The sequence below is a fragment of the Pseudomonas sp. BS-2016 genome, from assembly GCF_001806145.1.
Taxonomy (GTDB): Bacteria; Pseudomonadota; Gammaproteobacteria; order Pseudomonadales; family Pseudomonadaceae; genus Aquipseudomonas; species Aquipseudomonas lundensis.
Genome location: NZ_MLCT01000115.1, coordinates 1 through 1,957 on the forward strand (window position 1 = coordinate 1; position 1,957 = coordinate 1,957).

Consider the following 1,957-nt stretch of genomic DNA (forward strand, 5'->3'; position numbering starts at 1 on the left):
CCAGCGCACGTTGGAATTGCTGGAGCTGGTGGGTATCCCCGAGCCACACAAACGCCTCAAGGCGTTGCCTCACGAGCTGTCCGGCGGCCAGCGCCAGCGAGTGATGATCGCCATGGCTCTGGCCAACGAGCCGGAGTTGTTGATTGCCGACGAGCCGACCACGGCGCTGGATGTCACCGTGCAGTTGAAGATCCTGGAATTGCTCAAGGAGCTGCAGGCGCGGCTGGGCATGGCGCTGCTGCTGATCAGCCACGACCTCAACCTGGTACGGCGCATCGCCCATCGTGTGTGTGTGATGCAGCAAGGTTGCATCGTTGAACAGGCCGATTGCGAGACACTGTTCCAGTCGCCCCAGCATCCCTACACCCAGGAATTGCTCGCGGCGGAGCCCAGTGGTGGGCCAGCCAACAATGATGTCGGCCCTCCGCTGCTGGAAGTGGACGACCTGAAAGTCTGGTTTCCGATCAAGAATGGCTTTTTGCGCAATACCGTCGATTACGTCAAGGCTGTGGACGGCATCAACTTCAGCCTGCCCCAGGGCCAAACCCTGGGCATCGTTGGCGAAAGTGGCTCGGGCAAGTCCACCCTGGGCCTGGCAATTTTGCGCCTGATCGGCAGCCAGGGCGGGATTCGCTTCGAAGGCCAGCAACTGGACCGCCTCAGCCAACAGCAGGTGCGCCCGTTGCGCCGGGAAATGCAGGTGGTGTTCCAGGACCCGTTCGGCAGCCTGAGCCCGCGCATGTGCGTCAGCGAGATCGTTGGCGAAGGCCTGCGTATCCACAAGATGGGCACGCCCGCCGAACAGGAAGCGGCGATTATCGCGGCGCTCAAGGAAGTGGGCCTGGACCCCGAATCCCGGCATCGCTACCCCCATGAATTTTCCGGCGGCCAGCGCCAACGCATCGCTATCGCCCGAGCGCTGGTGCTCAAGCCGCGCCTGATCCTGCTGGACGAACCCACCTCGGCCCTGGACCGCACGGTACAGCGCCAGGTGGTAGAGTTGCTGCGTGGTTTGCAGGCCAAGTACAACCTGACCTACCTGTTTATCAGCCATGACCTGGCAGTGGTGAAGGCGCTGAGTCACCAATTGATGGTGGTCAAGCAAGGCCAGGTGGTGGAGCAAGGCGATGCCCAGGCTATTTTTGCCGACCCGCAACATGCCTATACCCGGCAGTTGCTCAAGGCCGCTTTTCTGGTACCGGCCTGAGGTAACGCGGGTGAGAATGCAGGAGAAATAACGCCATGTCGCTCAGCCCAATCGCCCGTCCCGCAGACACGCCGCGCTTCTGGCGCGACGAACGCCTGCCGTTCATCGAAGCCCGCAGCATCGCCGACGGGCGCAAGGTCACCTATACCCGACACGCCCATGAGCATTTTTCCATCGGCGCGATCACCACGGGCTGCAGCTATTACCACTACGGCGCGCACACCTTCGAAATCAGCGCCGGCACCGTGGTGCTGATGAACCCCGGCGATGTGCATGCGTGCAACCCCATCCATGACCAGCCCTGGTCCTACCACATGCTGTACCTCGACACGCCGTGGCTGACCGACCTGCAATACCAGTTGGGGTTCAGTACCGACCAGGGCTACCGGCCATTCGACACACCCCATACTCGCGACACCGGGCTGTACCACGGCTTGCTCGACCTGTACCGCACGCTAGTGGATGAACAGGCCGAACTGCTGCAAAAACAGAGCGCGCTAGTGAGTTACTTCACCGAGGTGCAACAGCGCCTGAACCCTTCGCTGACGCCGGTACGCGAGGTCAACCACAAACTGGAACGCGCCGCCGACTACATCCGCGCCCACTGCACGCAGGCCTTGAAACTCGAAGACATTTGCCAGGCCGCTGAACTGTCGCCGTCTTATCTGATCCGCGCATTCAAGCAGTATTACGGCTTGACGCCCCACGCCTTCATGGTCAACCGCCGCATCCAGTTCGCCCGCAGCCAAC

The 1,957-nt window shown here is 61.8% G+C and carries 2 protein-coding genes; both read left to right on the forward strand.

Annotated elements, in window-relative coordinates; translation table 11 throughout:
• On the forward strand, positions 1 to 1,207 hold a 1,207-nt coding region (locus tag BKD70_RS22815), incomplete at its 5' end, for a dipeptide ABC transporter ATP-binding protein (protein ID WP_070415454.1).
• A gap of 35 nt (positions 1,208 to 1,242) precedes the next feature.
• A partial coding sequence (locus BKD70_RS22820; RefSeq protein ID WP_070415455.1) for an AraC family transcriptional regulator occupies positions 1,243 to 1,957 on the forward strand: 715 nt, incomplete at its 3' end.